Origin of the sequence: Megalodesulfovibrio gigas DSM 1382 = ATCC 19364 (assembly GCF_000468495.1) — a bacterium.
In the GTDB taxonomy this organism is placed as follows: Bacteria; Desulfobacterota; Desulfovibrionia; order Desulfovibrionales; family Desulfovibrionaceae; genus Megalodesulfovibrio; species Megalodesulfovibrio gigas.
The window spans coordinates 459,154-484,750 of sequence record NC_022444.1 but is presented as its reverse complement, the minus strand read 5'-3'; the positions used below and the strand labels follow the sequence as shown (position 1 = coordinate 484,750).

The window sequence follows — 25,597 nt, the reverse complement described above, 5'->3', positions numbered from 1 at the left end:
GGAGGGGGAGATGACCACCATGCCTCGCATCACCCCCGACCTGGAGTTCATCAAAGAACTGCAGGCCGTCGGCGGGGAGTCGGTCAAGAAGTGCTATCAGTGCGCCACGTGCAGTGTGGCCTGCCCCATTTCGCCCAGCGGGAATCCGTATCCCCGCAAGGAAATGATCTGGGCGCAGTGGGGCCTGAAGGATCGGCTGCTCACGGATATCGACGTCTGGCTGTGCCACAACTGCGGCACCTGCTCGGACCTCTGCCCCCGTGGCGCCAATCCCGGCGACATCCTGGCCGCCATCCGTAACATGACGTACCGCAACCTCGTGGGCCCGTCCTTCATGGGCAAGCTCATGAGCTCGGCCAAGGGGCTGCCGGTGCTTGTTGGCATCCCGGCCGTGCTGTTCCTGGCCATCTGGATTATCGTTGCCACCATCAAAGGCACCGCCTTCCCCCTGGAAGGCGGTGACGTGGTGTTCGGGTCGCTCTTCCCGGGCGACTACACCATCGACCCCATCTTCATGGTGGTGTTCTTCTTCATGGTCTTCAAGTTCTACAGCGGGGTGAAAAAGCTCCTCAAGAGCTTTGCCCCGGAAGGCGGGGTGGTGTACCTGGGCGGTAAAAAGCCCAACCCCATCCGCGTGCTGGTGGAACTGTTCCTGGACGAGATTCTGCCGCACAAGAAGTTTAGCGACTGCGGCGGCTTCACCCTGCGCCGCATTGGCCACTTGTGCACGATCTTCGGCTTCATCGCCCTGGCCACCGTCACCGGCGTGGTGGCGGCAGGCCACTGGGGCCCGGTGTTCCTGGAGCCGCTGGGGATTCACATCCACGGCATCCACACGCCCATGTCTCAGTTCAACCCGGTGAAACTGCTGGCCAACATCGGCGCGCTGCTGCTCGTCGTGGGCCTTGTGGGCCTCACCGTGAGCCGCGTCCTCAAGGACAAGGCCAAGCATGCATCCACCTTCTATGACTGGTACCTGCTGGGCGTCATCTGGGTGGTGTTCCTGACGGGCATGGGCAGCCAGTTGCTGCGCCTGGCCAACATCAAGTACCTGGCGTACCCCGTGTACTACCTGCACTTGGTGTCGGTGTTCATGCTCATCGCCTATCTGCCCTGGTCCAAGCTGGGCCACATGGTGTACCGGACGGCGGCGCTGGCATACGCTCGTTACCTGGGCCGCAAGGCTGTCTAACCGCGCAATCATCAAGCATGTTCCAATTGGAGGCCCACAATGTCTGAGAATCGCATGATGGTGAAGATGGAAACCATCCTGGCCCTCTGGACGGGCAAAGGCAGCGCGGGACAGAGGGAGCTCATGGAGTTCCTCACCGGACGCAGCCTGTGCGAATACGAAGCCACCCTCGTCCGTCCGCTGGTGAAAGCCTGGCTGGGCAGCCAGCTGCCGGCCCTGATGAACACGGTGGTGAATCCTGCCGCCATCTATGACGACTGGTTGAAGAAGGAATGCGCGCGCCTGGGCGGCGAAAACGCCTCCCTGGAAGCCATTCCCGCCGATGAAATGGCCGGCATCGTCATGGTGCTGGACAAGGTGGCCGCCAGCAACGCTGCAGTGACCGACGCCCAGGCCAAGGTGGCCGCCATGGAAGCCAAGGTGGCGGAAATGGCGCCTTACAAGGCCAAGGCCGAGAAGTTCGAGAAGGAAGCCACCCAGCTCAAGGGCAAGGTGGACGGTCTGACCAAGGACGTGGCCGACCTCAAGGCCCAGGTGGCCGGCTTCAAGGGCATGGTCCCTGTGGCCGAAGACGACATCAACGCCACCATCAAGGACATCGTCACCAAGGCGCTCAAGGATGCCGTGGCATCCGTGCCCCTGGGCGCGGTGGCCGGTGCGGCTGCTGCCGCTGGGGACGCTGCTGCTGCAGATGTTGCTCCGGCCGAGGAAGCCTCTGCCGTGCCCGACGACTTCGGTTTCGGCGCCTCTGGGGCGTCCAGCGACGGCTTCGGCTTCTAGGGCAGATTATCTTTGAAAGAAGTTCTCGGGGGAAAACCTTTCTAAAGAAAGNAAGGGGAGAGCGCGAGAGGGAGAACCTTTTGCAAAAGGTTTCCCTTCTCACAATGCCCTTTTTCAAGGTTAAGATGCTCTAACAAGCTGTCTTGTCGTACGAAATTAAACGGCCAGGAGACTTTGCGCTCCTGGCCGTTTCTGTTGGGACTTGCAAAGCCGGGGCTGGCGTGTCATCACCGGCCCACAGGAGGAACGCCCATGGCTTTCAATAAGGAATTGCTGGATATCCTGGTGGACCCCGTCTCCAAGCAGCCCCTGACCCTCACCCCCGAGGAAGATGGACTGGTCTGCGAGGCCACGGGCATGGTCTATCCCATTCGCGACGAAATCCCGGTCATGCTGCCCGAGGAAGCCATCACCCTGGTGGACTGGAAGGCTGGCAAGCGCCAGGCTGTTTCCGCCTGACGCCGCAGCCGGAGTTGCCTATTCCATCCGGTACTTTTCCAGCGGATCGTCGCAGGAGATGGTTTTGACGGTCACGCGGCCGCCGGCCACGGCAATGCGCGTCAGCGTCCAGGCGTGCTGGTCGATGGCGTCGATCTTGCCCTCCATCTCCGGCGTGATGTGGTCGGGCAGGGCCTCGGCCAGGCCTTCCACGTCACACCAATTGCCTTCATATTCCAACTCGCATTTGCCGTCGCTCCAGGTTTCCACATCGAACCCGAAGCGGTCTTTCAGGGCCTCGAACACAGGGCGGGGTGTCCCGAACAGGGTCCCGTACACGCGCAGGGCTGGTTTGCTCATGGGCGATTTCTACCAGGATCGGCGTTGAAACGCCATGGCTGACGCGCCGGATCGGCAGGCAGAAGACGCCGCCCAGCATCGCTTGCGCAAGGCCGGGGTGGTGGCCGGGGCCACCCTGGTCAGCCGGATGCTCGGATTCGTGCGCGACATGGTCGTGGCCATGGCCCTGGGTGCCGGTCCCATGGCCGATGCCTTCTTCGTGGCCTTCCGCATCCCCGAGGCCTTGCGCCGGATGCTGGGGGAGGGCACCTTCTCCATGGCCGTGGGTCCGGCCCTGGCCCAGGCCCGCACCGACGGCGGCCGGGAACGCATGTTCCAGCTGGGCCGGTGCCTGCTGCTGTGGGGCGGCCTGGTGGTTGGACCGCTCACTGCGCTGGCCATGCTGCATGCCGATCTCCTCGTCAAAGCCATTGCGCCGGGATTTGCGGACGCTCCCGAACTCGCCGCCAGGGCCGCCGTGCTTCTGGCCATCTGCATGCCCTATCTGCTGACCACCGCCGCGGCAGGCATCTGCGTGAGCATGCTGCATGTGCTGGATCGATTTCTGATGCCGGCCCTGTCGCCATGCCTGCTCAATGTGGTGCTCATCGCTGCCGCAGGCCTGGGGGCAGGGCTGGGGCAGGACGTTGCCGTGTGTCTGGCTGCCGGGCTGCTTGTGGCCGGCGTCGGGCAGGTGTGGCTGCAACTGCCGGACTTGCGGCGGCAAGGATTTGTCTGGATCGGCCGTACCCCTCTGCGGCCGGCAGCGCTGGCCCGGGTGGGGCGCGAGATGCTGCCGACCATGCTGGGGGCGTCCGCCTTTCAGATCATGCTCATGCTGGCCTCGTTCCGCGGCACGGTCCTGGGCACGGGCACGACGAGCGCCCTGTACTATGCCGACAGGCTGCTGCAGTTCCCCCTGGGGCTGGCCGGGGTGGCCATTTCCACGGTGGCCCTGCCGGAACTGGCCGCCCTGCACGCCCAGGGCGAGCAGCACGGCTTTGTCACGGCCCTGCGCGGGGCACTGCGCGCGAGCCTGTTCCTGGCGGTGCCGGCGGCCGTGGGGCTGCTGCTGCTGGCGCGTCCGGTGGTGGTGGTGTTGTTCGGCCGGGGGCAATTCGATGCGCACGGCGTGACCCTCACCACAGCCATGCTGCAATGGTTCGCCCTGGCGTTGCCAGCCCTGGCCATGACGCGGCCGCTGCTGGCGGCGGCCTATGCCCAGGGTCGGCATCGGCTGACGGTGCTGGCCGGCGCAGCCGGCGTGGCAGCCTTTGTGCTGGCGGAGCTTGTTTTTGAATGGACCGCAGGGCCGCGCGCTCCGGCCATGGCCCTGGGGGTTGGGGCCTGGCTCCAGGCCCTCATGCTGGGACGTGGCAGCGCCTGGCACATGGATCGGGCCGATGCCGGCTGGCTGGTCCGGATGATCGGCCTGGGGCTGGCCATGGCCGGCGGCATCGTCTGGGTGGATGGCCTGCTGCCGGCGTCGTCCTGGCTGCGGGTGGCGTGCATTCCTGGCTGGGCGGTAGCGTTCGGCCTGGGGGCGCTGCTCCTGCGCGTGCCGGAAGCCGTGCTGCTTGGGCGGATGCTGCGCCGCCGGCTGCGTCGGGCATGAAAAAAGGCGCAGTCGAAACTGCGCCTTGGGCTTGCTGGGGCGAGAGATGGGACTTGAACCCACGGCCACACGGGCCACAACCGTGTGCTCTACCTACTGAGCTACTCCCGCCGTAAGAAAGAAAATCTCTTACTGTCGAACTCTTCCCAAGTCAAGCGTTGATTGGTAGAACGGCCAGCACCAAGCCACCTTTTTTTCCACTGAAGGATGCCATGGAACATCTTGTGATTCACGGCGGCCGCGAGCTGCATGGAACCATCCCCATCAGCGGCTCCAAGAATGCCGCCCTGCCCATTCTGTTTGCCGCCCTGCTGTTCGACTCGTCAGTGACCTTCCACAATGTTCCACGCCTCAAGGACATCCGCACCACCTGCAAGCTGCTGGAAATCCTGGGGTGTGAAACGCATCTCGAAGGCGACGTCCTCCAGGTTGTCCCCGGAGCCCTGGCCCACGAAGCGCCCTACGATCTGGTGAAGACCATGCGCGCCTCGGCCCTGTGTCTGGGGCCGCTCCTGGCACGGCTGGGCCGGGCCCGGGTGGCCCTGCCCGGCGGCTGCGCCATCGGGGCGCGTCCCGTGGATATGCACTTGGCGGCCCTGGAAAAAATGGGCGCAACCTTCGAGCTGGATTCCGGCTACATCGACGGCCGCGTCGATGGCGGCCTCAAGGGCGCGCACATCCAGTTCCCGTTCCCCACCGTGGGCGGTACGGAAAACCTGCTCATGGCCGCGGCCCTGGCCGAGGGTGAAACCATTCTGGAAAACGCCGCCCGCGAGCCGGAAGTGACGGATCTGGCCAACTTTCTCAATGCCTGCGGCGCGCGCATTACCGGGCAGGGTACCAGCGTGCTGCGCATCCAGGGCGTGGCCAGACTCGTGCCGACCCCCTACGCCATCATGAGTGACAGGATAGAAGCTGGCACATACATGGCCGCCGTGGCTGCCACCCGAGGTGACGTGTTGCTGACCAATTGTCCCCTGGACGCCATGGATGCCCAGATGGACGTATTGCAGCAGATGGGCGTGCAGTTCACCCGCGAGGCCGGGGGGATTCGCGTGCGTGTGGACGCCCGGCTGCGCGCGGTGGATGTGATGACCCTGCCGTACCCGGGTTTTCCCACGGACATGCAGGCCCAGGTGATGGCCGCCATGTGTCTGGCAGAAGGCAGCGGTGTTATTGAAGAAACAATTTTCGAAAACCGCTTCATGCATGTGCAGGAACTGATGCGCATGGGCGCACGCATCAAGCTCTCGGGCCGTACGGCGGTGGTGCGGGGCGTGGAGCGCCTGAATGGCGCGCCGGTGATGGCCTCGGATCTGCGGGCCTCGGCCTCGCTGGTGGTGGCCGGGCTGGCCGCCTCGGGCGTTACCACGGTACAGCGCATCTATCATCTGGATCGTGGATATGAAGAACTCGATATAAAGTTGACAAACGTTGGCGCCAAGGTGTACCGATCTATGGATTGATCGGCACCTGAACATGCGGAGGAGTGGATGGACAGATCGGGCCGACGGCCAGGCACGCGGGGTGCCGCCATGGCTCCGGCTGGCGTCCGATCCGCCGCAAGCGCCCGGCTGCCCCCGCTGCAGCCGTGGCATGCCTGCCTGCTTGCCCTGTTCGCCGGCTGTCTGGCCTGGGATGCACCCTGGGCCGGGCTGCCGGCCTGGGGCCTGATCTTCCTGCTCTGCCGCGATCTCTTGCGCGGGCCGGTGCGTCTGGTCGCCGCCGTGGCCTGTCTGGGGCTGGGTGTGGGACTGGCTTGGCTGGACATGCCACGCGTCCAGGCGCCGGACTGGCTCAGCCGGCGCGCCGAATATCAGGTGACTGCCCGAATGCTGGAGCGCGAGTCCCTGCCCGGGAACCGGCTGCGCTGCATCCTGGATCATGTGACATTGACGGATTCGGCCAACACCACACGCCCGTTGCCGGGTCGCCTCGCCTGGACCTGGGACTATCCGCCGGACAGCCTGCTGCCTGCATTGCTCCCCGGGGCGGAGATCCGCACGATGCTGGCCGTGAGTCCGGCAGGGGGCTTCGTCAATTTTGGCAGCCAGTCCAGCGAAGGCTGGTGGATGCGGCAGGGCGTGGTGGCCAGGGCGTACAGCCGGGGCCGGGACGTGGCCGCGGAGGTGCTTGCGCCGGGGTGGTGGCCGGAGCGGCTGCGCGCCGTGTTGCTGCATCGCACGCTGGACAGTCTGACCCGGGACGACACGGATGACCCGCGATTCGCCGCGCATCAGGGCCGGGCCCTGGCGCTGGCGATGGCCTTCGGGGAACGGCAGTGGTTGTCGCACGAGACGGTGGATCGCCTGCGCACGGCCTCCCTGGCGCACTCCATCGCCCTGTCCGGCGCGCATGTGGGGTTTGTGGCTTCCCTGGGCTGGGCCGCTGCCTGGGGGCTGGGGTTCCTCTGGCCATCCGCATACCTGCGCCTGCCGCGCCGCAAGTGGGGCGTGGTGTTCGGACTGGCGCTGGTGGCCGGCTATGTGTGGCTCGGCGGGGCCACGCCGTCCTTGCTGCGGGCGGCGCTGATGTTTGCCATCTGGTGCCTGCTGACCTGGCGCGGCCGGCCGGCGGCGGTGCTGGACGGGTTGTTTCTGGCTGTGGCGTTGCTGCTGCTGGCTTCGCCGGCCATGGCCGTGGATCTGCGGCTGCAGCTTTCCGTGGCTGCGGTGGCGGGCATCGCCTGTTATGCCGGTGTGTTGGGCTGGCGACTGCGCGGCGCGGCCGCCGGTTTGGCCGGCGTGCCCGGTCCACATGGCAGCCTGCGGCGCATGCTGGGGCTGCTGGTGCAGGTGCTGGCCGTGAGTGTGGCGGCACAGGCGGCATTGCTGCCCCTGCAATTGTGGCACTTCGGCGAGGTGCAAAGCAGCTTTTGGTGTAATGCCGTGTGGCTGCCGCTGCTGGGGCTGCTGGTGGTGCCCGGCGCGCTGCTGGGGGTGCTGGGCACGGCCCTGGCGGGCCTGCTGCCCTGGATGGCCAGTGTTTCCGGGTGGCTGCTTGATCTTTCCAGTGTTTCGGCCGACGCCTTGCTGGCCGGCCTGGGCTGGCTGGATGCCCGGGGGATGCTGCAGAGCCATGCCGCCATCCGGCCGCACTGGGCAGTGTGGGTCGGCTGGTGGGGGATCATTTGCTGGACGACCATCCGTCTTGCGGCGGGCCGGTCAACGCCCTGGCAGACGGCCGGTCTGGCGGGAGCCTGCGCGTTGTTTGTTGCGGGATGCCTGCCGACGTTGCTGCCGGCTTCAGGACAGGTGCGGCTCACGGCCCTGGACGTGGGCCAGGGGCAGGCCCTGGTGCTGGAAGGCCCGGACGGCAGCCGCGCCCTCATCGACGGCGGCGGCTTTCAGTCCCGCACGTTCGATCCCGGCCGCAGCATCATCCTGCCGGCCCTGGCCTGGCTGCGCCGGCCGTCTCTGGAATTGGTCTTCATCAGTCATCACGATGTGGATCATCTGCGCGGCTGCTACTATCCCATCAGTCACCTGGGACCGCGGCGGGTGCTGTCCAACGGCGGTGCGCCCAATGCCGACTGGGATCAGGCACGTCTGGCTGGGGCATTGCGGCAGGGCGGTCTGAAGGAAGAGCCGCTGCTGGCCGGCGAGGTGTTGCGCCTGGGAGACCCGGCGGCAGGACTGCGACTGGCGGCGCTCAATCCCCGCCGCAAGGCAGCCGGAGCGGGCAATGCGGAGTCCCTGACCCTGTGCGTGCTGTGGCAGGGCAGGGCGCTGGCCATTCTGCCCGGGGATCTGGAACGGGCGGGCCTGGAGGGATTGGCGGCCCGGTTCGGCAACAGGCTGGCTGCCTCGGCCCTGGTGCTGCCGCATCACGGCTCTGGGAACAGCCTTTCCGAAACCTTCCTGGACACCGTGGCCCCGGCCGTGGCCCTGGCCAGCGCCGGGCAGTGGAATCAATGGGGGTTTCCGAGCGATACCGTCCGCGAGGCCCTGGCGGCCCGAGGGGTGTCGCTGCATGTGACGGCCGAAGCCGGGGCTGTGCGCCTGGAATGGGACAGCCCCGGCAGCATGCCGCGGGTGACTACCGCCCGAGGAAATTGATGTGCCGGCGCACTTCGTCCTGGGTGCGCTGCGCTTCTTCCCGGGCCACGGCCGAGCCGCGTTCCAGGATGTCCCAGGCCTCTTCGGGGTGTTCCACCAGATGACGGCGCCGCTCGTGCAGCGGGGTGAGGAAGGCTTCCATGGATTCGATGAGCTTTTTCTTGCAGTCCACGCAGCCGATTTCGGCCTTGACGCAGGCGTCGCGGATGGCGGCCTGATCCTCGGCGCCGGTCATGAGCACGTGATAGGGGAAGAGGTTGCAGATGTTCGGATCGCCCGGATCGGTCTTGCGCTTGCGGTTGGCGTCGGTCAGCATCTGCATCACCTTGCTGCGCACGTCCACAAAGTCTTCGCGCAGGTAGATGGAGTTGCCGTAGCTTTTGCTCATCTTGCGGCCGTCCAGGCCCGGGCACTTGGCGGCCGGGGTTAGCAGGGCCTGGGGCTCGGGGAAGGTCTCGCCATAAAGGAAGTTGAAGCGGCGGGCGATTTCCCGCGTCAGTTCCAGGTGGGGCAGCTGATCCTGGCCCACGGGCACGGCCTGGGGCTTGTACAGCAGGATGTCCGCGGCCTGGAGCACGGGATAGCCCAAAAAGCCGTAGGTGGTCAGATCCTTTTCCGCAAGCTGCTGCAACTGATCCTTGTACGTGGGGTTGCGTTCCAGCCAGCTGGTGGGGGTGATCATGGACAGCACCAGATGCAGTTCCACGTGCTCGGGCACCATGGACTGCTGGAAAATGGTGCAGCGGGCGGGATCCAGCCCGGCGGCCACCCAATCCATCACCAGCTCGGGCACAAAGCCGCGGATGCGCAGGGGATCGTGGTATTCGCTGGTCAGGGCGTGCCAGTCTGCCACAAAGAAGTAGCAGTGGTGGGTGGATTGCAGCTCAAGCCACTGCTTGAGCACGCCGAAATAATGGCCGAGGTGCAGGGGGCCGGTGGGCCGCATGCCGGAAACAATGCGCGGAGTGGGTGTCATGGCGGTAGGTGGCGAGGCTGAGGGTGCAAGGGGAGGATCAGGCGCCGGCAAGGGTCATCACGCCCGTGAACAGGGGTTCAACGATGAAGCGGATGAACCGGCCGACCACGCCGAAGGCAATGAGCAGCAACAGCAGCAGAAAGCCGTGGCGCTCCAGGGAAAGGTACTTGAGGGCCAGGTCCCGGGGCAGGAAGTATTGCACCACCTTGGAACCGTCCAAGGGCGGGATGGGAATGAGATTGAGCACGCCCAGGACCAGATTCACGCTGACGCCGGCCAGGCAGATGCGCACCAGGGGATCCAGGAAATACGCCCCGGTGCTGCCCAGGGGGGCTGTGGCGGCATGCCCGTACAGCGCCGTGAAGGCAAAGGCGAAGCAGAGGGCCAGGGCAAAGTTGGTGGCCGGCCCGGCCATGGAGGAGAGCATGAGGCCCTGGCGGGGGTTCTTGAAGTAGCGCGGGTCCACAGGCACGGGTTTGGCCCAGCCAAAGACAAAGCCGGTGAACAGGGCCGTGAGCACGAAGACGGCCAGGCCCATGGGGTCCACGTGCTTGATGGGGTTCAGCGTGAGCCTGCCCTGGTTTTTGGCGGTGGGGTCCCCCAGCCGCCACGCGATGTACCCGTGGGCCACCTCGTGCAGGATGATGCCCAGGGCAAAGGGAAGGAAGAAAATGAGCAGCCGGTTCAAATCGGAGATGAAGTCGTTCATAGCTGCTCAGCGCTAGCACGAAGCCCGGCCAAGGGCAATGCAGGAAGGGCCTGTGGGCCAGATCGATACAGCCGGGCGCGGCCGGGCCTGGCCGGGTTATGTCGCCAGTCGGGCGGCCTTGCTCAGGGCCTGGCTGACCTTATCTTTGAGTTCTGCCAAATCCACGGATTTCACCACATAATAATCAGCGGCGATGGATTTGAGGTCGTGCTGAAAGCTGTCGTACGCCGTGGAGAGGATGACCGGCAGGGTCTGGTGCTTGCTGCGGATTTCCTGCAGCAGATCCAGGCCGGACCGGTTGGCGCCGAGTTTGATATCCAGCACCACCACCAGGGGCTGTTCCCGGGCGATGACCTGCAGGATGTCCTCCTGGCCGTCGGATGTGGCGATGACATAGCCGTCGGTTTCCAGCTCTTCACGGTACAGCATGCGGATGTGCTTCTCGTCGTCCACTACCAGGACCTTTCGGGCCTCGCTCATGTCTCGCTCCTTGCCGGACGTCGGGGCTCAATGCTGCCCATGCCGCACGCGGGCAGAGCAGATGGCCTCTCGGGGATACTCGTCATGTAGTATATGCCTGTGACAATGACAAGGCGTTTTCAAGACGGCTGCGTGCCTGACCTGCCGGAATTGCAGGCGTGGGATTTTCCTTGCGCTGCTGCGGGCGGCTGGAGTATTCTGCTCCAATGCACGAGGATTCATGAGTCATACCGCCCCCGAATTGCCCGCCGTCGCCGCTTCCGCTCTTCCGTCAGCCACGCATCTGGCGTATGCTGCCGCGTTGCATCGCCTTGGCGGGGATGTGGAACTGCTGCACCTGCTGTTCACCTCCTTTGCGTCGGATGCGCCTGCCCGGCTGGAGCATCTTGCGGTGGCCATGCAGGGCCGGGATGCTGCCCAGGTGCAGCGGCAGGCCCATGCGCTCAAGGGCGCTGCGGCCATCATCGGGGCGCAACACTGCGAGCAACTGGCGGCCGTGCTGGAGCGTCTGGCCGGGGCGCCAGGGTTCGACAGCGGGGACGATGCCGGGTTCGCAGCACTGGACGCCGCATGGGCCGCCTTGCATGCCGAAGCCAGGCTGCTGCTTTCGGAACTGGCGCGCATGGCGGAGTCCGGAAAAAATAAAGGCGACTAATGGTTACAGTTATCATGGAGCCGGGGGGCAAGGAGCGCGAAGTGGAGTATTGCAAGTCCGTGCGCGCCGTGCTCAACCGGCTGGGATTTCGGCAGAATGAGACGCTGACCATCCTGGAGACGGCAGACGGCCCGCAACTGGTCACCTGGGATGTCATCCTCGAAGAAGGGGCTCGGCTGCGCATCCGGCCCGTCACCTCCCGCGGGTGATTGCAGACCACTGCAAACGGTATACTACCGCCACACTCATCACCATCGACGAGCTTCATGAAGTGTAAACGTTGCCGGGCCAGGGCCGCAGTGGCCTTGCCCAGCCATCACACCGGGTTTTGCGAGGCCTGCTTTCTGGAATTTGTGGAACGGCAGGTGGAAAAAGCCATCCGCAGCCAGGGGTTGTTTTCCCATGCAGACACCATCCTGCTGGCCCTTTCCGGCGGCAAGGATTCCCTGGCCATGGCGCATTTGCTGCGCCGGCTGGGGTATGGCGTCCACGGCGTGCATCTGGATCTGGGCATCCCGGATTCCTCCGCACCGGCGCGTGCGGCGGTGGAGCGGTTCTGCGCCGCGCACGGCATCCCCTTGGATGTGGTGCAGCTGGCCGACGAAGGGCTGGCCATCCCCCTGGTGAAGGACTGCATCAACCGCCCGATCTGCTCGGCCTGCGGCACCATCAAACGGCAGCTCTTCAACCGCGCGGCCGTGCAGGGGGGCTTCACCGTGCTGGCCACGGGGCACAACCTGGACGATGAGACCAGCCGGCTGTTCGCCAACGTCATCCGGTGGGATGCCGCCCAGCTGGCGGACCAGGGCCCCATGCTGCCGGCAGGCAACGGGTTTGCAAAAAAGGTGAAGCCGATGTGGCGGTTGTCTGAGTTCGAGACCGCCGCGTACTGCTTTCTGGCCGGCATTGAGTACCATATGGGCGCATGCCCCTACAGCCGCGGCGCCAGCTTTACGGGGCACAAGTCCCTGCTGGCCGGTCTGGAGGAGACGTCTCCCGGCCAGAAGCTGCAGTTCTATCTTGGATTTCTGGAATTCGGCCGCCAGCCTTTCCGGCAGGCGCAGGCTGCTGCGCCATGCGCCATTGTGCCGTGCACCCAGTGCGGGCATCCCACCAATGCCGAATGCTGCAGCGTGTGCCGCATGCGCGAGGCCATCGCCCGCCGCGACATGCCCGTGGAACTCTGAGCCTGCGTCCGGGCTGATTCCGCCTCCACTTCAAAAAGAAAGGCCTGTTGAAGTGGAAAAGGGAGGGGAGTCCTCCCGGTTCCCCCCCTTGCAAGGCTGGCTGTTTTGGCGCACCGGTATCCATGGCATGACACGGTGACGCCGGCAGTACGGTCAGGGCCGGCGCACGCATGGCTGCCGCCAACCTGGGGGATGAGGAAAGGATGATGGAACACCTGAGCCAGGACCCGCACGCAGACGAGGCCGCCTCCACCACGGGGCATGCCGATGCCGCCAAGGACATTGCCCGCAAGCACAGGCAAGGACCGCGCAAGCGACTGGGCGAAATGCTCGTGGAGGCCGGGCTGCTCACCCAGCAGGCCCTGGATGACGCCCTGGTGGCCAAGCGGGGCAGCCCCCTCAAGCTGGGACAGTTTCTCATCCAGAACGGCATCGTGGAAGAGGCGCGGCTGCTGGCCGTGCTCTCGCGGCAGCTCAAGGTCAAGCGCCTGGATGTGGAATCTTTTGTGCCAGACCCCTCCCTGGCCAGCCTCATCAGCTCGGATTTGGCCGAACGGTGCATGGTGCTGCCCCTGGCCAGGCAGGGCGGCGTGCTCTGGGTGGCCATGCAGGATCCCACCGATCTGACCGCCCTGGACTCCATCATGCATGTGACCAGGATGGAAGTGGAAATCGCCATCTGCAGCAAGCATGAATTTGATGACATCGCCCATGCCATTTATGGCCGCAGCCTGGATGCCGGCATACTCGCCCACGAGACCTTCGAGGAGATTGAGGAGGACGGGGGAGAGTACGCCGTGGATGAGGGGGAAGATGCCGGCGAGCTCAACATAGGCTCGCTGCAGAGCATGGCCCAGGATGCGCCGGTGGTGAAGATCGTCAACTCCATCCTGGTGCAGGCCATGAACAAGCGCGCCTCGGACATTCACTTCAGCCGCAAGAAGGACAAGCTGGAGCTGAAGTTCCGCATCGATGGCGAGCTCAAATCCTTCCCGCCGCCGCCGAAAAAGCTGTTCCTGCCCCTCATCTCGCGCATCAAGCTGTTGTCGAACCTGGATATCTCCGTCACCCGCGTGCCCCAGGACGGCCGCTTCACGTACCGCGTGCAGCATCGGGAAATCAGTGTCCGCGTTTCCACCCTGCCCACCATTTACGGGGAGAAGGTGGTCATGCGGCTGCACGTGCAGAGCGCCAAGCCCCTGTCTCTGGATCAACTGGGCATGAGCGACAAGGAACGCGTCAAGATCGACAAGGCCATCCTCAAGCCCTACGGCATGATGCTGGCCACCGGCCCCACCGGCTCGGGCAAGACCACGCTGCTGTACTCCATCCTCAAGAAAATCAGCAAGCCGACCATCAATACCATCACCCTGGAAGACCCCGTGGAAAGCCGCATCGACGAGGTGACCCAGGTACAGTTGAACGTCAAGGCCGGCATGACCTTTGCCTCCGGCCTGCGGGCCATCCTGCGTCAGGACCCGGATGTGGTCATGGTGGGGGAAATCCGGGATCAGGAAACAGCCAACATCGGCATCCAGGCCTCCATGACCGGTCACAAGGTGCTTTCCACCCTGCACACCAACGACGCCGCCGGTGCGGTGACGCGCTTCATTGAGATGGATATCGAACCCTTCCTCATCGCCTCCACCCTCCTGGTGGTGGTGGCCCAGCGCCTGGTGCGGCGCATCTGCCCGGACTGTATCGAACCCTTCGAGGCGCCAGCCGCCGCCCTGCGGTCCATGGGCGTGAGCGGCAGCCAGCGCATGCATTTCTTCCAGGGCAAGGGCTGCTTCAAGTGCGAGAATTCCGGCTTCAAGGGCCGCATGGGGGTGTATGAGGTGCTGGAGGTGGACGATGTGGTGCAGCCCCTCATCCTCAAGCGGGCGTCCTCGGTGGAGATCAAGCAGGCGGCGGTGCAGGCCAAGCGGCTCTCCACCCTCAAGATGGATGCCGCCTTCAAGGTGTTTCAGGGCCTGACCACCTTCGAGGAGTTCACCAGCGTGGCGTTCTGATGCCTGCGCGACGCTTGCGCCTGGAACGGCGGCAGGGTACACACGGCCATGCCTGCCGCCGAGTGTCCTGCCGCTGTGCAGATTTCCGTCCTCATGCCCGTGTACAACGCCGCCGCCACCCTGGCCGGGGCGGTGGAATCCATCCTCGGGCAGACCTTTGCCGACTTCGAGCTGCTGGCCGTGGACGACGGCTCCGAGGACGCCACCCTGCCCCTGCTGCAGGCTTATGCCGCCCGGGACTCCCGCGTACGGCCTGTGGTCATGCCGCACGGCGGCATCGTGCCCGCCCTCAACCATGGCCTGACCCTGGCCCGCGGACCATACATTGCCCGCATGGACGGGGACGACTGGAGCCACCCCGAGCGCCTGGCCCGGCAGTGGCAGCTGCTGGAGACGCAGCCCTCCCTGGGGCTGGCCTCCTGCATGGTGGCCTTTGGCGGATGCCGAGACCACTGCGCCGGCTATGCGGCCTATGTGGACTGGATCAACACCCTGACGACGCCAGAAGCCATTGCCGCCAACCGCTTTCGTGAATCCCCCCTGGCCCATCCCTCGGTGATGTTCCGGCGCGAGCTGGTGCAGCGCCTGGGCGGCTACCGCGAGGGGCCGTTTCCCGAGGATTACGACCTCTGGCTGCGGTGGCTGGATGCGGACGTGGCCATGGCCAAGTGTCCGGAAACGCTTGTGGTGTGGAACGATCCGCCCTCGCGCCTGTCCCGTACCCACGCCAACTATGCGGCGGAGGCCTTCTATGCCCTTAAAACCGAGGCCCTGGCCCGCTGGCTGGCCCGGCATAATCCGCATCATCCGGACGTGTACGTCATCGGTGCGGGTCAGGTGAGCCGCAAGCGGGCCCGGCTGCTGCTGGCGCACGGCGTGCGCATTGTCGCCTGGGTGGACATCGACCCCAAAAAGATCGGCCAGCGCTACGGCGGCGTGCCGGTCATCCCGCGGGCAGGGCTTCCCCCGGCCGGGGAGTGCCTGGTGCTCTCCTATGTGGCCAGCCGCGATGCCCATGTGCAGATTGCCGAATTTCTGGAATCGCAAGGATTCGTCGCCGGTCGGGATTACCTGCTGGCGGCGTAAGGAGGATGCATGGCCCTGTTGTTGCTGGATATCGGAAGCGGAACCCAGGATGTGCTGCTGGTGCCGGATGAGGTGCTGGACGGCCGCTGGCCCCTGGAGAACTGCCCCAAGTTTGTGCTGCCATCCCCGGCGCAGCAGGTGGCCCGACAGATCCGCGCCTGCACCGTCGCCGGGCAGGGCGTGCATCTGCATGGGGAGATCATGGGCGGGGGCTTCTTCCGGGCGCTCAAGGCACACCTGGCTGCCGGGATGCCGGCTTCATCCACCAGTCGCGCCGGGCTCTCGCTCTTCGACAATCCCGCCTTTCTGGAATCCATGGGCGTGACGGTGCAGGAGCAGTGTCCGGCCGGGCATGTGCCCATCTGGACTGGCGATTTCTCCTGGCCCTGGTGGCAGGGCTGGCTGGCCATGGCCGGGCTGCCCATGCCGGCCATGGTGGCCGCCGCGGTGCAGGATCATGGACACCATCCGGACGGGGGCAACCGCCTGGGCCGGTTCCGGTTGTGGGAGACGTTTTTGCAGCAGGGCCAGGGCCGGCCCGAGGCGCTGCTGTTCGAGACGCCGCCGCGGGAATACACCCGGCTGGCGGCCCTGCAAGGCTGCATCGCCGGGGGGCTGGTGGGCGATACCGGCGCCGCCGCGGTGTTGGGGGCGTTGTTCGATCCTGCCATCGAGGCCCTGCAACGCGAGGCCGGCGTGTGCGTGGTGAACTGCGGCAACAGTCACCTGATTGCCTTTCTGGTGCATGGCGGGCGCATCTGGGGCGTGTATGAGCACCACACGGGCATGCGCAGCCGGGAAGAACTGCTGGCGGATCTGGATCAGTTCCGGCGGGGAACGCTGGCGCAGGCCCAGGTGCATGCCTCGGGCGGGCATGGCAGCCTGCGGCTGGAACCGCCGGCTGCGGCCGGGACGTTTGATCGGCTGGTGGTGCTTGGGCCGCAACGAAGCCTGCTGGCCGGGAGCGAGGAGGGCGGGGCTGCGGCACAGTTCATCGCCCCGGGCGGAGACATGATGCTGGCCGGGGCGTTCGGGCTGCTGCACGGGCAGCGGCTGCGCGGGGCAGCTACTGCATGATGGGCGAATACAAATTGAGGTAGCGCAGGCCCTTGTTGGAGATGATGAAGCCTTTGCGCTTTTTGCCGGAGCCCATCTCGGCCTTGACGCGGATGAGGAATCCCCGCGCGTAGAGCTTGTTGATGATCTTGGGATCCATCCGCTCATCCTCCACCTTTTCCAGGGGCAGAATGCCGCCGTAGCGGCGCAGCTGGGAGGTGTGGTAGATGTCGGACAGAACGTCCCACTGTTCCTGGGTCAGCTCATCAAGCACCACATTGTCTGGCAACGTCTCTGCCGCGCCCACATCTGCCTGCAGGGCCGCAGCGCCGGCAGTGGTGAGCCGCAGCAGCATGGTGTTGGACCCACAGGGGTACTTGAAATGCACCCGCTCGATGTATTCGGCGTGCAACAGCTCGTCGATGGCTTGGTCATCGTAGAACAGCGCCAGTTTTCGCGGCAGCATGCCGTGGTAGCGATGGACCCTCGAGAACAGGGAGATGTCCTTGAGGATCTTGAGGTGTTCTTGGTTCAACTGCATGGCGAGACCATAGGGGGTGCAACACACTGCGCGAAGGCGCTCCGCAGGCGGCGCTACATGGAGGCTCGGTCCACGATGGCGGCGCTCAGGTCCGCTTCGCAGGCGAGATCACCATCCACGGAGGCGCGGCAGTGCATTTTCACCAGTTGCATACGTTGGCGCACTTCGGTGGTTTCGAGGATCAGCTGATCGCCAGGGTGCACGGGCCTGCGGAAGCGGACTTTGTCCATGCCGGTGAACACGAACAGCTTGGATGGCATGTCCGGCAGGGAAAGGCTCACCAGAATGCCGCCGGCCTGGGCCATGGCCTCCAGAATGAGCACGCCGGGCATGAGAGGCTGCCCCGGGAAGTGCCCCTGGAAGAAGGCTTCGTTGAACGTCACGTTCTTCAGGGCCTTGATGAACTTGCCTTTTTCCCAATCCAGCACCCGGTCCACCAGCAGGAACGGATAACGGTGGGGCAGGAGTTCCAAAATTCCTTGCAGATTGATGGCGTTGCCGGATGCTTCCTGATGCATGACTCCCCCTGATGCCAGCAGTTGTTATGATGAGGCATGCCGCCGCGCACAGGTGGGGAGCGCGGCGGCACGCACGCGGCAGGCTACTTGCCGCCCTTGCTGAGCTCGTTCATGATGGCGTCGGTCACGTCGATGCCGGCGGCGGCAAAGGCCACGCCGCCCTGGGAGTCCACCAGAATCAGGGTGTACCTGTTGTCGGAGCCGAACTTCTGGATGGTCTTGAAGATGGTTTCCTTGAAGGGCTCCAGCAGGCGGGCTTCTTCCTCGGAGGCCTTCTTCTGGAAGCTCTGCAGGCGCATCTGGAAGTCGCCAAAGCGCTTTTGCAGTTCACGCTGCTTGGATTCCTTGCCTTCCTGGGAGAGGGTGGCGGCGAGCTTCTTGAAGTCTTCGCTCAACTTCTTAAGCTCCTGCTCTTCCTTGGCCAGGGCATTCTTTTCGGGTTCCAGGGCGTTCTTGAGCTGGGCATAGGCTTTTTTGCCGGGGGCGGACTCAAGCATGACCTTACGCAGGCTGAACACACCGATTTTGACGGGGTCCTGGGCGAAGGCGGGGGTCGTGGCGGTCAAGCAAAAGAGAACTGCCAGGAGAATGGCTTTGCGCATGAATGGGGCTCCTTGCTGCACGGTACTGCGAACGGGGAGAGTGGTGATGGAAAACGCCTGCTGGTTGCAGGGTGTTTGAGGCGTCAGACAGGGGATGTTTACGCGAAAAGGGTTCGGACTTCAAGTGTGTTCTGCGTAAAAATGGCCGGGCGGCAATGCCGCCCGGCCTGAGTGCTGCAGAGGGACCGTTGGTTAAAAGTTCTGGCCCATGGAGAATTCCACGCGGTACTTGTCGCCCTGGGAGCGGATGGAATCCAGGGCGTAGCCGTATTCCACACGCAGGGGGCCGAAGGGCGAGTACCAGCGCAACCCGGCGCCCACGCTCTTCTTGAGGTCGAAGTTGACCGAATCCCCATTGCCCCAGGAGTCGCCCATATCGAAGAAGGCCACGCCTTGCAGGCCGAACTCCTCGTACAGCGGGAACAGGTATTCGAAGTTGGCGAAGAACATCTTGTAGCCGCCGATGGTGTCGCCGGTCAGCCCGTCGCGCGGGGAGACGTGCAGTTCTTCGTAGCCGCGCAGGGAGTTCATGCCGCCAAGGTAGAAGCGTTCAAAGACGGGCACATCGTCCCCGAGCAGGGAGCCGAGAATGCCGGCCTGGGTGCGGAAGTGGAAGATGTGATCCCGGCCCCAGGGCAGTCCGTAGAAGAGGTGGTACTCGGCCACGGCCTTGACGAATTCGTTGTCGCCGCCCAGGGGGCCGCCACCCATGGAGAGGGTGACAGTGGTCTTGGTGCCGTCGTTGGGGTTCTGGTCACGGTTGGTGGTGTTGCGGGTGGCGCCCACGCTGACCACGCTGCTCCAGTGCTTGCCCACTTCTTCGAGCAGTTCGGAGGAGGACCACCAGCTCACGCCGTCAATCTCGTACTGTTCCACGCCGTAGGACCAGTCCAGCACGGTGTGGTAGCCGATGGGATAGGCAAACTTGAAGATCGTCCCCACGGATTCCTTGTCGAATTCAGGATAGCTCTGGTCGTTGTAATAGGCGTTCAGGCCAAAGAGCAGGTGCGAATCCCAGACGCGGGGGTTGGTGAAGGTGAAGTCGAAGCGGGTGGCCTTGCCGCTGAAGGAGCCGGAGAAGCCCACGAAGTAGCCGCTGCCGAAGAGGTTCTTTTCCGTGATCTTGGCAGAGACGAACGCGCCGCCGAAGGAGCCGTAGCCCACGCCGCCGGCCAGGGTGCCGGTGGATTTTTCCTTGACCCGGATTTTGAGATCCAGTTCCTTGGGGTCTTCGGTGGGCACGGTTTCGATGTCGTAGGTTTCAAACAGGTCCACGCGCTTGAGATTTTCCTTGGAGGCCTGCAGCTTGGTGCCGTGGAACTCGTCGCCGTCAGCGAGGAGGATTTCGCGACGGATGACGTTGTCGCGGGTCTTGTCGTTGCCTTCGATGAGGATGCGGCGAAGGGTGACTTTCTGGTTCTTGAGCATGGCGAAGCCGACGTCGATGGCGGCGGCTTCCTGGTCGCGCTGGAACGTCACATCGGTTTCGGCGAAGGCGTAGCCGTAGTTGTTGTAGAAGGTGGTGAGGCGTTTGGCGTCTTCGCGGAGCACTTCGCGGGAGAACCATTCGCCTTGCTCGGCCATGTCGTCGAGCTTGACGATTTTGAGCAGCTCGGCTTCGGGGGCCAGCAGGTCGCCATCAAAGGCGAGTTTGCCCACCTTGTAGCGTTCGCCCTCCACCACGGTGTAGGAAATGACGATGCCTTCTTCGGTGTAGTCCACCTTGGCCGGGGAGACCTTGGCGTCCATGAAGCCGCGGTTGGCGTAGTAGTCTTCGATGACAGCGGCATCGCGGTCCAGGAGTTCTTCCTTGAGCACGCCGCCGCCGGCGATCCAGGAGAGGATGCCGCGTTCCTGCAGGGCCATTTCGCCCTTGAGGTCGGATTCGCTGAAGGTGGTGACGCCTTCCACGGTGATCTTGCTGATGTAGAGTTTTTTGGACTCTTTGACCACGATGTTCAGGCGGGCCTGGGCGGCGCCGGTCTGCTCCAGTTCGTAATCCACCTGGGCCAGATAATAGCCCTTGCCGCGGTACAGCTCGCGGATTTTCTGGAGATCCTCGGCCAGCACCTTCAGGTTCAGGACGTTGCCGGTCTTGGTGGACATGGCCTCGGTGATGTCGTCAGCGTCGATGCCGCTGTTGCCGAGGACGCCGATGGCCTGGATGCGGGGCTTTTCCTTGACGTCGAAGATCAGGATTTTGCCGCCGCTGCCGTCTTCCACGGAAACCTTGACGTCGTCGAAGTAGCCGAGGTCGAAGACGCGCTTGAGTTCCTCGTTGATCTTGCTGGGGTCAAAGGGGTCGCCCTTTTGCACGCCCAGGCGCATGAGCACCACGTCGTCGTCCAGGTAGGCCAGGCCGCGAATCTGGATGTCTGCGATGGCGGAGGCTTTGGCCAGTTCCGAGCGCACGCGCATGGCCAGCTCGCCCACGGCGAGGGGCACGTTGGTCAGGCCCTTTTTGCTGACGAAGAGCGGCCGGGCCGGCTCCTGGCCGAAGGCTTCCACCAGCCGCACATCCAGGCTCAGGGATTCCCCGGCCTGGCTGAAGCTGCCGTAAATGGCGTAATTGGCCTTGGTGAGCACGGCCAGTTCGCGGGCGGCCTTGAGATCCAAAAACTGCACCTTGCGGCTGGCAATGTGCCGTTTGAGGGCGGATTCCTCCACCACCGTGAACCCGGCCTGACGCAGTTGTTCTGCCACCATCTTGGGCAGGTCCTGGTTCAGGTGGCTCAGGGAGGGCTCGGCATTCACCTCGAACGGCAGCACGGCGATGGTGATGTCTTTGTTGTCGGATGTCTGGGCCCAGGCGGGGCAGACGAGCAGGGTGAGGGCAAGGCACAGCGCCGGGGCCAGTGCACGCCAGGCGGACCAATCAAAGCGCACGCGCATAAAGTTCTCCAGAAGACAGTTCCAGTTGCCGGTGCATCATGCGGGCGAGGCAGTGGTTGTGCGTCACCACCACCAGGGCCATGCCCCGTTCCTCGTTAAGCTCTTTGAGGAGGTGTCCCACCAGGGCCCCGGTTTTTTCGTCCAGGTTGCCGGTGGGTTCGTCGGCCAGCAGCGCTTTGGGGGAGAGCAGGATGGCGCGGGCAATGGCCACGCGCTGCTGCTCGCCGCCGGAAAGGGTGGTCACGCGATGGCTTGTCCGCGCGCCCAGCCCCATGCGCTCCAGGGCCGCCGCCGCCAGGGCCAGGGCTTCCTGCCTGGGCAGGCCTGCCACAAGACCCGGCATGGCCACATTCTCCAGGGTGCTGAACTCAGGCAACAAGTGATGGAACTGGAAGACGAATCCCAACTCGCGATTGCGCAATGCAGCCAGCCGCGGCGGGTCCAGCGTCCCCATGTCCGTCCCCTGAAAGCGTACGACGCCTCGCGACGGACGGTCAAGACCGCCCATCAGGTGCAGCAGCGTCGTTTTGCCCGAGCCGGAGGCCCCCAGAATGGCCACGGACTCTCCCGTATCGACCCCCAGGCTCACGGCATTGAGCACCGTAATCCCGTCCCCAGGGCCAGGGAATGTCCGGCCGACCTCACAAAGCTCATACAACATTCGGCTTGCTCCCCAATAGCTTGAAATCGAGGCGGTGGGAACAGTTTTTTTCCAGAATTAAAACCTAGATATTTTCTGGAACTACCACCCGGCTACTCGAAACGCAAGGCGTCCACCGGGTTCAGCCGGGCAGCTTTGCGGGACGGGTATACCGTGGCCAGGTAACACAGCAGCAGCGAGACCACGGCAATGGCTGTCAGATCCACGGGATCCAGCAGCACGGGCAGGTGGTCCATGGGGTAAACGTCCTCGGGCAGTTTGATGAACTGGTACCGCTTGAGCAGCAGGCTTACGCCCAGGCCCAGGACAAAGCCGCCGGTGGTGCCGGCCAGCCCGATGATCATCCCCAGCCAGGTGAAAATGCGCCGGATGCCCGCCTGGGACGCGCCGATGGACATGAGCACGGCGATGTCCCGCGTCTTGTCCATCACCAGCATGACCAGGGTGGTGACGATGGAGAACGAGCCCACCAGCACGATCATGGCCAGCACCACGGCCATGGCTGTTTTTTCCAGCTTGAGGGCTGCGAAGAGGTTGGCGTTCATCTCGATCCAGTGGCGGATGTACAGCGGCGGCGGCAGGAGTTTGCGGATGCGCTGGCTGATCTGGTCCGCCTTGTCCACGTCGTCCACCTTGACCTCAATGCCCGTGGCCTGCACCTCGGCAAAGCCCAGGAGATCCTTGGCGGCGTCCAGGGAGATGTACACCAGGGAGCTGTCGTACTCGAACATGCCGGTTTTGAAGATGCCGGCCACCTGGAAGATCATCACCTTGGGGGCGTACCCGGCGGCGCTGCGGCGGCCGGTGGGGGAGAGCAGATTCACCTGGCTGCCCACGGTCACCCGGAGACGGTCCGCCAGTTCCCGGCCCAGGAGCACGCCCGGCCGGCCCTGCCATTGGGCCTGCAGGGAGGCCAGCTTGCCCCCCTGGCGGATGTCCTTGTCCAGGGTGAGGACACTGGCGGCGGATTCGGGATCCACGGCCCGCAGCACCACCCCCTTGACGCCATGGGGCGAGGACATCATCAGCTCGGCGTACACAAAGGGGGTGGAGGCCACCACGCCGGGCATCTCGCCCAACAGGCGCTGGGCTTCCTTATAGTCCGGAATGCGGCCCTCGGTGGAGAGCACCACGGCATGGGCGTTGATGCCGAGCATCTTGTCCCGAAGCTCGGTGGAAAAGCCGTTCATCACCCCCATAACCACAATCAGGGAGCCCACGCCCAGGGCCACGCCGATCATGGCCACCAGGGAAATGACGGAAATGAAGGATTGCTTGGGGCGGACGCGCAGGTACCGCAGGGCGATGAACAGCTCGTACGACATGGTGTCCTTGGTGTTCCGGAGGAGCCAGGGGCCGGGCGGCAGCTATCCCTCCGCCTCGGGTCTGAGCAGGGGGAAGAGGATGACCTCGCGGATGGAGGGCGAATCCGTCAGCAGCATGGTCAGGCGGTCGATGCCTACGCCCTGTCCGGCGGCCGGCGGCATGCCGTATTCCAGCGCGCGCAGGTAATCTTCGTCCAGGGGCATGGCTTCGTCGTCGCCGGCGGCCTTTTCGGCCATCTGCTCGGCAAAGCGCTGGCGCTGGTCCATGGGGTCGTTGAGCTCGGAAAAGGCGTTTGCCAGCTCCCGACCGGTGATGAACAGCTCGTAACGGTCCGTGATGCTGGGATCGGCCTCGCTCTTGCGCGACAGCGGGGAGATGTCCGTGGGGTACCCGTAAATGAAATGCGGCTGGATGAGCTTGGGTTCCACGCCCAGGTCAAAGAGCTTGGCCTGCAGCTTGGCCAGCTTTTCCCCGGCGATGACCTTTTCGCCGCGTTCGCGGATGAACGCCTTGAGCTTGTCGTAATTGGTGAACAGTTCCGGGGAGTAGCCGCCGACCTGCTCCAGGGACTCATGGAAGGAGAGCCGCTTCCAGGCGCCGGGGGTGAGGTCCACCTGCTGGCCCTGGTAGGTGATCACCGGGGAGCCGGTCACGGCTGTGGCCACGCGGGCGAACATCTCCTCGGTCAGGTCCATGAGCTTGCGATAATCCGCATAGGCCCAGTAGAACTCCAGCATGGTGAATTCCGGATTGTGCTGGGTGGAGATGCCTTCGTTGCGGAAGTTGCGGTTGATCTCGTAGACCTTTTCGAACCCGCCCACCAGCAGCCGCTTGAGGTACAACTCCGGCGCAATGCGCAGGAAGAGCTGCATGTCCAGGGCGTTGTGATGGGTGAGAAAGGGCTTGGCCGTGGCGCCGCCGGCAATGGCCTGCATCATGGGCGTTTCCACTTCCAGAAAGCCCCGTTCGTCCAGGAAACGCCGCAGTTCCTTGACGATGGTGGTGCGCGCCGCGAAAATTTCCCGCGTGCGCTCGGTGACGATGAGATCCACGTACCGCTGGCGGTAGCGGATCTCCACGTCCTTGAGGCCGTGGTACTTTTCCGGCAGGGGGCGGAAGCTCTTGGTCACCAGCTGCACGGCTGTGGCGTCCAGGGTGAGTTCGCCGGTCTTGGTGCGGAACAACCGGCCGGCAACGCCGACGATATCGCCGATATCGAATTTTTTGAACAGGCTGTATTGATCGGTGCCGAGCACGTCGCGCTGGGCGCAGATCTGCAGCTTGCCCGTGGCATCCAGGAGGTGGAAGAAGGCCAGCTTGCCGAAGGAGCGCAGGCCCACGATGCGGCCGGCCAGGGTGAAGGTTTCCTCCACCAGGGCCAGGGCCTCGGCGTCTTGCTGCCCGAACCGGGCTTCCACGTCCGCCACCGCCGTATCCTTGCGGAAGCTGTTGGGAAACAGCGGGGTGCCTTCGTCCAGCAGGGTGCAGGCCTTGGCCACGCGGTTTTTGATGACCTCGTTCAGCTCGCCCCGGGCATCCAGGCTCTGGAGCATGGGCTGGAAGTCCTCCACGTGGGGAGACTTGACAGGCAGCTTGATGGGCTTGGGGGCCTTGGAAACGGGGGGCGCGGGAGTCGCGGGGGGCGTGGCGGAATGTTGGGGCACGGGGGAATGCTCTCTGGGAATCGTGACGAAGGCTGGGAGGCTACGAAAAAGCGGCGGCCTCGTCAAGTGAGGGGGATAGTCTGATTTGAAAAGAGGCTGATCATACCTGCAGGCGGCCGGGAAGGCAAGGTGCCAACATTTCCGTCCTGCGCAGGTGACGGTGGAAAGGTAGCATGGGGTGTTCCTGCATGCAACCAACACCGAAGGAGGGCGCACATGGCCCGTCGCCGTCAGCTTCCTGTGGGGAATTTGCGCGCACCATTGACGGAACTTGATAGACAACAGTATGAAAAATCGCCATTGTCACGTTGGGTCTGGCGGGCCAGCCCCAATGCCTGCCTGGCTTGCCAGGCATTGGATGGCCGCAAGTTTTTGTATCCGGATGTCCCCGCCCGTCCGCATCCCAATTGCCGTTGTACTGTGGAGGTGCAAAAATGTCAGTTGCCAACTTTCCAAAACAATAAAGAATTCGGCGCAACAGATGCTCCCAAAAATGATGCCTCTGCAGAAGACATGTCGCGGCATATAGCCTATCAAAGTGCCGGAGTTTTTTCCGGGTATGATGACGGCGTACGCGAACAGTTTTTAGGAGGGCAGAAGATTTTTGTAACAGTCAAGAACCTTGGACCATTTCTAGGTGGGGTAACGATAAAAACAAATCTCGGCGGCGATACGATGGCCCCTCTTTCTGTAGGCCAACAACGCACCATCGGGTTTAGCCATTTTGGTGAGGCGCCACTGATGTGGAACGTACTCATTCTTGTGGCTGTTGGCGATAATAGTAGTTATTTTTATATGATAGATGGATAG

At 64.1% G+C, this 25,597-nt stretch carries 24 protein-coding genes and 1 tRNA gene; 13 read left to right on the top strand and 12 right to left on the bottom strand.

Going from position 1 to position 25,597, the window contains the following annotated elements:
* The first annotated feature begins 10 nt into the window (after positions 1 to 10).
* From qmoC to DGI_RS02125, 3 genes are all read left to right on the top strand, one after another.
* Complete coding sequence (qmoC, locus tag DGI_RS02135) at positions 11 to 1,192, top strand: quinone-interacting membrane-bound oxidoreductase complex subunit QmoC (protein WP_021758995.1); 1,182 nt, start codon at positions 11 to 13, stop codon at positions 1,190 to 1,192.
* 39 nt (positions 1,193 to 1,231) lie between these two features.
* Positions 1,232 to 1,972 carry a hypothetical protein gene (locus tag DGI_RS02130; RefSeq protein ID WP_021758994.1) on the top strand — a complete coding sequence of 247 codons (741 nt, stop codon included), beginning with the start codon at positions 1,232 to 1,234 and terminating at the stop codon, positions 1,970 to 1,972.
* Between the two features lie 252 nt (positions 1,973 to 2,224).
* On the top strand, positions 2,225 to 2,431 hold the full coding sequence (locus DGI_RS02125; RefSeq protein WP_021758993.1) for a Trm112 family protein: 207 nt from the start codon (positions 2,225 to 2,227) through the stop codon (positions 2,429 to 2,431).
* Positions 2,432 to 2,449: 18 nt separating this feature from the next.
* On the opposite strand, the gene DGI_RS02120 is transcribed toward DGI_RS02125, so the two are convergent.
* Complete coding sequence (locus DGI_RS02120) at positions 2,450 to 2,770, bottom strand: hypothetical protein (protein ID WP_021758992.1); 321 nt, start codon at positions 2,768 to 2,770, stop codon at positions 2,450 to 2,452.
* 34 nt (positions 2,771 to 2,804) lie between these two features.
* Between DGI_RS02120 and murJ the strand changes: the two genes are divergently transcribed.
* Positions 2,805 to 4,364 (top strand): murein biosynthesis integral membrane protein MurJ, encoded by a 1,560-nt coding sequence (gene murJ, locus DGI_RS02115; protein WP_051286351.1) that lies wholly within the window; start codon positions 2,805 to 2,807, stop codon positions 4,362 to 4,364.
* Positions 4,365 to 4,399: 35 nt separating this feature from the next.
* Here the strand turns inward: murJ and DGI_RS02110 are convergent.
* Positions 4,400 to 4,475 (bottom strand) — tRNA-His (locus DGI_RS02110).
* A 101-nt stretch (positions 4,476 to 4,576) separates the two neighbouring features.
* On the opposite strand from DGI_RS02110, the gene murA reads away from it, so the two are divergent.
* On the top strand, positions 4,577 to 5,830 hold the full coding sequence (gene murA / locus DGI_RS02105) for a UDP-N-acetylglucosamine 1-carboxyvinyltransferase (RefSeq protein ID WP_021758990.1): 1,254 nt from the start codon (positions 4,577 to 4,579) through the stop codon (positions 5,828 to 5,830).
* Between the two features lie 69 nt (positions 5,831 to 5,899).
* On the top strand, positions 5,900 to 8,422 hold the full coding sequence (locus DGI_RS02100) for a DNA internalization-related competence protein ComEC/Rec2 (protein WP_021758989.1): 2,523 nt from the start codon (positions 5,900 to 5,902) through the stop codon (positions 8,420 to 8,422).
* Here DGI_RS02100 and trpS read toward each other — a convergent pair.
* From trpS to DGI_RS02085, 3 genes are all read right to left on the bottom strand, one after another.
* Positions 8,403 to 9,398, bottom strand: coding sequence for a tryptophan--tRNA ligase (gene trpS, locus DGI_RS02095; protein ID WP_021758988.1), 996 nt, complete (start codon positions 9,396 to 9,398; stop codon positions 8,403 to 8,405). The genes DGI_RS02100 and trpS overlap by 20 nt on opposite strands.
* Positions 9,399 to 9,435: 37 nt before the next feature.
* A complete protein-coding gene (locus DGI_RS02090) occupies positions 9,436 to 10,107 on the bottom strand; it encodes a site-2 protease family protein (protein WP_021758987.1) in 672 nt (223 codons plus the stop codon).
* 96 nt (positions 10,108 to 10,203) lie between these two features.
* Entirely contained in the window at positions 10,204 to 10,587 is a 384-nt protein-coding gene (locus DGI_RS02085; protein ID WP_021758986.1) for a response regulator, read from the bottom strand.
* Between the two features lie 220 nt (positions 10,588 to 10,807).
* Between DGI_RS02085 and DGI_RS16770 the strand changes: the two genes are divergently transcribed.
* From DGI_RS16770 to DGI_RS02055, 6 genes are all read left to right on the top strand, one after another.
* A complete protein-coding gene (locus DGI_RS16770; RefSeq protein ID WP_021758985.1) occupies positions 10,808 to 11,242 on the top strand; it encodes an Hpt domain-containing protein in 435 nt (144 codons plus the stop codon).
* Positions 11,242 to 11,451: a hypothetical protein gene (locus DGI_RS02075; RefSeq protein ID WP_021758984.1), complete on the top strand. Its 210-nt coding sequence runs from the start codon at positions 11,242 to 11,244 to the stop codon at positions 11,449 to 11,451. Before DGI_RS16770 ends, DGI_RS02075 begins: the two co-directional genes overlap by 1 nt.
* 57 nt (positions 11,452 to 11,508) lie before the next feature.
* Entirely contained in the window at positions 11,509 to 12,429 is a 921-nt protein-coding gene (locus DGI_RS02070; protein WP_021758983.1) for an ATP-binding protein, read from the top strand.
* Positions 12,430 to 12,599: 170 nt separating this feature from the next.
* The gene (locus tag DGI_RS02065) at positions 12,600 to 14,441 is read left to right on the top strand and encodes a GspE/PulE family protein (RefSeq protein ID WP_327022966.1); all 1,842 of its coding nucleotides are present in this window, start codon (positions 12,600 to 12,602) and stop codon (positions 14,439 to 14,441) included.
* Positions 14,442 to 14,489: 48 nt separating this feature from the next.
* Positions 14,490 to 15,527 (top strand): glycosyltransferase, encoded by a 1,038-nt coding sequence (locus DGI_RS02060; protein ID WP_021758981.1) that lies wholly within the window; start codon positions 14,490 to 14,492, stop codon positions 15,525 to 15,527.
* Positions 15,528 to 15,536: 9 nt separating this feature from the next.
* Positions 15,537 to 16,604, top strand: a complete 1,068-nt coding sequence (locus DGI_RS02055) for a DUF1786 domain-containing protein (RefSeq protein WP_021758980.1) — start codon at positions 15,537 to 15,539, stop codon at positions 16,602 to 16,604.
* On the opposite strand, the gene DGI_RS02050 is transcribed toward DGI_RS02055, so the two are convergent.
* The 7 genes from DGI_RS02050 to lysS form a co-directional block, all read right to left on the bottom strand.
* Positions 16,594 to 17,124, bottom strand: coding sequence for a hypothetical protein (locus DGI_RS02050; protein WP_021758979.1), 531 nt, complete (start codon positions 17,122 to 17,124; stop codon positions 16,594 to 16,596). The genes DGI_RS02055 and DGI_RS02050 overlap by 11 nt on opposite strands.
* Before the next feature lie 53 nt (positions 17,125 to 17,177).
* Positions 17,178 to 17,642 carry a 3-hydroxyacyl-ACP dehydratase FabZ gene (gene fabZ, locus DGI_RS02045; RefSeq protein ID WP_021758978.1) on the bottom strand — a complete coding sequence of 155 codons (465 nt, stop codon included), beginning with the start codon at positions 17,640 to 17,642 and terminating at the stop codon, positions 17,178 to 17,180.
* A gap of 83 nt (positions 17,643 to 17,725) precedes the next feature.
* Positions 17,726 to 18,244 carry an OmpH family outer membrane protein gene (locus tag DGI_RS02040; protein ID WP_021758977.1) on the bottom strand — a complete coding sequence of 173 codons (519 nt, stop codon included), beginning with the start codon at positions 18,242 to 18,244 and terminating at the stop codon, positions 17,726 to 17,728.
* Between the two features lie 192 nt (positions 18,245 to 18,436).
* A complete protein-coding gene (gene bamA / locus DGI_RS02035) occupies positions 18,437 to 21,136 on the bottom strand; it encodes an outer membrane protein assembly factor BamA (protein ID WP_034607185.1) in 2,700 nt (899 codons plus the stop codon).
* Positions 21,120 to 21,797 (bottom strand): ABC transporter ATP-binding protein, encoded by a 678-nt coding sequence (locus tag DGI_RS02030; RefSeq protein ID WP_021758975.1) that lies wholly within the window; start codon positions 21,795 to 21,797, stop codon positions 21,120 to 21,122. Before DGI_RS02030 ends, bamA begins: the two co-directional genes overlap by 17 nt.
* A gap of 92 nt (positions 21,798 to 21,889) precedes the next feature.
* Positions 21,890 to 23,122, bottom strand: a complete 1,233-nt coding sequence (locus DGI_RS02025; RefSeq protein ID WP_021758974.1) for a lipoprotein-releasing ABC transporter permease subunit — start codon at positions 23,120 to 23,122, stop codon at positions 21,890 to 21,892.
* Positions 23,123 to 23,164: 42 nt separating this feature from the next.
* The gene (gene lysS / locus DGI_RS02020) at positions 23,165 to 24,676 is read right to left on the bottom strand and encodes a lysine--tRNA ligase (RefSeq protein ID WP_021758973.1); all 1,512 of its coding nucleotides are present in this window, start codon (positions 24,674 to 24,676) and stop codon (positions 23,165 to 23,167) included.
* A gap of 327 nt (positions 24,677 to 25,003) precedes the next feature.
* Here lysS and DGI_RS18215 point away from each other — a divergent pair, with 327 nt between their 5' ends.
* Complete coding sequence (locus DGI_RS18215; protein WP_144284087.1) at positions 25,004 to 25,597, top strand: structural protein; 594 nt, start codon at positions 25,004 to 25,006, stop codon at positions 25,595 to 25,597.

What these genes read in the sequence shown, in the direction of transcription:
- DGI_RS02085 (WP_021758986.1), bottom strand. Translation starts at nt 10,587, where the DNA reads ATGAGCGAGGCCCGAAAGGTCCTGGTAGTGGACGACGAGAAGCACATC.
- DGI_RS02060 (WP_021758981.1), top strand. Translation starts at nt 14,490, where the DNA reads ATGCCTGCCGCCGAGTGTCCTGCCGCTGTGCAGATTTCCGTCCTCATG.
- trpS (WP_021758988.1), bottom strand. Translation starts at nt 9,398, where the DNA reads ATGACACCCACTCCGCGCATTGTTTCCGGCATGCGGCCCACCGGCCCC.
- DGI_RS02120 (WP_021758992.1), bottom strand. Translation starts at nt 2,770, where the DNA reads ATGAGCAAACCAGCCCTGCGCGTGTACGGGACCCTGTTCGGGACACCC.
- DGI_RS02065 (WP_327022966.1), top strand. Translation starts at nt 12,600, where the DNA reads ATGGCTGCCGCCAACCTGGGGGATGAGGAAAGGATGATGGAACACCTG.
- DGI_RS02075 (WP_021758984.1), top strand. Translation starts at nt 11,242, where the DNA reads ATGGTTACAGTTATCATGGAGCCGGGGGGCAAGGAGCGCGAAGTGGAG.
- bamA (WP_034607185.1), bottom strand. Translation starts at nt 21,136, where the DNA reads ATGCGCGTGCGCTTTGATTGGTCCGCCTGGCGTGCACTGGCCCCGGCG.
- DGI_RS02125 (WP_021758993.1), top strand. Translation starts at nt 2,225, where the DNA reads ATGGCTTTCAATAAGGAATTGCTGGATATCCTGGTGGACCCCGTCTCC.
- fabZ (WP_021758978.1), bottom strand. Translation starts at nt 17,642, where the DNA reads ATGCATCAGGAAGCATCCGGCAACGCCATCAATCTGCAAGGAATTTTG.
- lysS (WP_021758973.1), bottom strand. Translation starts at nt 24,676, where the DNA reads ATGCTCCAGAGCCTGGATGCCCGGGGCGAGCTGAACGAGGTCATCAAA.
- DGI_RS02040 (WP_021758977.1), bottom strand. Translation starts at nt 18,244, where the DNA reads ATGCGCAAAGCCATTCTCCTGGCAGTTCTCTTTTGCTTGACCGCCACG.
- DGI_RS02050 (WP_021758979.1), bottom strand. Translation starts at nt 17,124, where the DNA reads ATGCAGTTGAACCAAGAACACCTCAAGATCCTCAAGGACATCTCCCTG.
- murJ (WP_051286351.1), top strand. Translation starts at nt 2,805, where the DNA reads ATGGCTGACGCGCCGGATCGGCAGGCAGAAGACGCCGCCCAGCATCGC.
- DGI_RS02030 (WP_021758975.1), bottom strand. Translation starts at nt 21,797, where the DNA reads ATGTTGTATGAGCTTTGTGAGGTCGGCCGGACATTCCCTGGCCCTGGG.
- DGI_RS02070 (WP_021758983.1), top strand. Translation starts at nt 11,509, where the DNA reads ATGAAGTGTAAACGTTGCCGGGCCAGGGCCGCAGTGGCCTTGCCCAGC.
- DGI_RS02055 (WP_021758980.1), top strand. Translation starts at nt 15,537, where the DNA reads ATGGCCCTGTTGTTGCTGGATATCGGAAGCGGAACCCAGGATGTGCTG.
- DGI_RS02025 (WP_021758974.1), bottom strand. Translation starts at nt 23,122, where the DNA reads ATGTCGTACGAGCTGTTCATCGCCCTGCGGTACCTGCGCGTCCGCCCC.
- DGI_RS16770 (WP_021758985.1), top strand. Translation starts at nt 10,808, where the DNA reads ATGAGTCATACCGCCCCCGAATTGCCCGCCGTCGCCGCTTCCGCTCTT.
- DGI_RS02090 (WP_021758987.1), bottom strand. Translation starts at nt 10,107, where the DNA reads ATGAACGACTTCATCTCCGATTTGAACCGGCTGCTCATTTTCTTCCTT.
- DGI_RS02130 (WP_021758994.1), top strand. Translation starts at nt 1,232, where the DNA reads ATGTCTGAGAATCGCATGATGGTGAAGATGGAAACCATCCTGGCCCTC.
- murA (WP_021758990.1), top strand. Translation starts at nt 4,577, where the DNA reads ATGGAACATCTTGTGATTCACGGCGGCCGCGAGCTGCATGGAACCATC.
- qmoC (WP_021758995.1), top strand. Translation starts at nt 11, where the DNA reads ATGACCACCATGCCTCGCATCACCCCCGACCTGGAGTTCATCAAAGAA.
- DGI_RS18215 (WP_144284087.1), top strand. Translation starts at nt 25,004, where the DNA reads ATGGCCCGTCGCCGTCAGCTTCCTGTGGGGAATTTGCGCGCACCATTG.
- DGI_RS02100 (WP_021758989.1), top strand. Translation starts at nt 5,900, where the DNA reads ATGGCTCCGGCTGGCGTCCGATCCGCCGCAAGCGCCCGGCTGCCCCCG.